1 protein-coding gene and 1 pseudogene are annotated in these 2,345 nt (G+C 40.9%); both read right to left on the bottom strand.

Features of this window, described 5'->3' with window-relative positions; all coding sequences use genetic code 11:
- Positions 1 to 70: 70 nt before the first annotated feature.
- Positions 71 to 1,003, bottom strand: a pseudogene (locus QUA58_RS31105) (IS630 family transposase).
- A gap of 599 nt (positions 1,004 to 1,602) precedes the next feature.
- Positions 1,603 to 2,283, bottom strand: a complete 681-nt coding sequence (locus QUA58_RS31100) for an AAA family ATPase (RefSeq protein WP_333397981.1) — start codon at positions 2,281 to 2,283, stop codon at positions 1,603 to 1,605.
- Positions 2,284 to 2,345 lie beyond the last annotated feature (62 nt).

The raw sequence follows: 2,345 nt of genomic DNA, 5'->3' as shown, positions 1-2,345 counted from the left end.
GCAGGAATTTACAATTATGACCTGTATTTATCATTACAACAGGCGAGTACTTGATATTTTCGCAGGAGGTCTAGTGTGTAAACCAGTTAAAAATATTTGATGATGTAACTTGACTGAACGCCAAATCTATGGCTTTAGCTAATTCTTGATAATTAGTAGTCTTGATAGAACGGAGAATATTTTTAAGTTTTGACCAGAGATTTTCTATTGGTGAAAAATCTGGTGAATAAGGTGATAAGTATATTAATCTTGCCCCTTGTTTTTCGATAGCTTTTTTCACTTATTCTCCCAAGTGAATAGAACAATTATCCATGACTACACAAGCCCCTTTCCATAGTTTTGGCACAAGTTTTCTGATAATAAAAGCTTCAAATGTAATTGCATCAGTCCCGCCTATTAGATTAACCGATGTCAAGATTTCCTTGACTGACATGGCTCCAATTATTGAGACATTTTTGCCACGTTTCGTTGGTCTTGGGCCCTGGGCTCTTTGACCTTTCAAAGCTCTAGCATACAACCTAACCATTGCCAAATTAACTCCTGATTCGTCAATGAATATTAAGTCTTTCAAATTAATCTCTTTGATTTTTTGCCAGAACTCACATCGCAGGAGTTGAACTCGGTCGGTGCCTTTGCCTGAAGGGAAGAGAGTTTTTTTTTGACAGTAATATCTAAGAGTTTTATCATTCTTGCTATTGTCGATATACTCAGGGAAAATCCAATTTTCCCATAAAGTAAATAACGAAGTTCTTCAAGAGTTGCATCATTATTTTCTTCAATCAATTGGGCACTCGATGAGTAGTTGCTCTGCATTCAGTTTGCCTTTGGCCCCACATCGGTCAGTTCGGGGAGTAATGTTTTTTGTTTCACGATATTGTTTAAGCAATTTTTGTACAAAGCTGAGGGCTACAGAAAAACGTTTAGCTATTGCTTTTTGTGAAATCGGTTCAGTATGATAAGTATCAAGGATTTTTTGCCTAAAATCAATCGAATAAGCTTTCATTTTTACTAATGTATGAAGAGGAGTATAAGTAAACGTGTTATGAGTCAAGCATATCGTGCTGTCAAACAAATGCTATTATGTGTGGTATCGCTTTCGCGTGGCTTTAGTGAACCATGTAATTCTAGTTGATTTGATCTGATTTTCTCTGTTTGATCCTCACGAGTGAGTGTCAGTAACATGATACCTCATATTTCTGAGAAAGGCTATAGTAGCCAATCAGCCATCTCCGAATCAAACATGGATAGATTTGAATTTTAGCTAGCACTGCTGCAAAAAGGAGCAGAGGAACTAGAGAAAAAAATAGCTAACTTTAATACGATTGAGGGATATTGTTGGCGACTGCTTGGCGAACATCCGAGTTTGCGGGTTGATCAGTTGCTTGTGGAAGTCGAAGGAGATTGAAGGGAATTGATAGCTATATCACACCGATGTATTGTATCCCACAATGGTTTTTAGCAATAGCGAGATAAATGCGTCCGAAGTAATAAGAGTAAGATGCGAATACTTCTCTTGTTTGCACCGCACCATCTAATGCGGCAGAAATCTTGGAATTGATTTTCGGTGCCAATAAAACCCTGCTATTGCTGTCGATCGTACACTCAAGTTTTCTCGTAAGCAGGTGGCCGATACTCGAATAATTCTTGCTCTGCCGCCGCAAATTTAGATTGATCGCCCCCAGAAGCAGGCCGAGCAAAGGACGCTTTGTTGCGAATCCCCTGGATATCTTCAGAAGAACGCTCAGACGATAGCACAAACTGAGTTCTCTGATAACGCAAATGGGCCAATTCAATTTTACCAGGTCGCCCTTCACAATAGGCTCGTTCAGCACAGCGTTTAACTGCGATCGCAATTTCAGCACTCGTTGCTCCGGCATAATCAGATAGTAGCGAATACCACTGCCTGTCACTCCAAAGATTCTCTTTTCCTTCCCCAAACTGCTCTGGGAAATACTTAGCTAAGTGCAAATTGAAAATCTCATAGCGAGCGCCGCTGTGTGGCAAATCCACAAACCAGATTCCGCCGTCGTCAAATCTGCGGATAAGTTCAGCCGGCAGCATTTCTAAGCGGTTAACAGTAGCTAACATTAACACGGGGCTCTCATGTTCCTGCATCCAGGTGAGCAATTTCTGCGACAGCCGCCTAGCTACACCGCCATCAGCATTTGATTCCCAGCCAGAAAAACCCTTGTCAAAATCGTCAAAGAACTGCACGCAGCCGCCCAAATTATCGGCTGTATCCAGCATTTTGTTGAGAGCGCGATCGTCCTTAGGGGCTTGCAATTAAATATAACCCCAGTTATGCTAGAAGGGTAGGAAACAAAAAATCTGACATGAGCGGTTGT

The sequence above is a fragment of the Microcoleus sp. N9_A1 genome (assembly GCF_036701795.1).
Taxonomy (GTDB): domain Bacteria; phylum Cyanobacteriota; class Cyanobacteriia; order Cyanobacteriales; family Microcoleaceae; genus Microcoleus.
The sequence above is the reverse complement of the archived record's forward strand: the minus strand, read 5'-3'. Positions and strand labels throughout refer to the sequence as shown.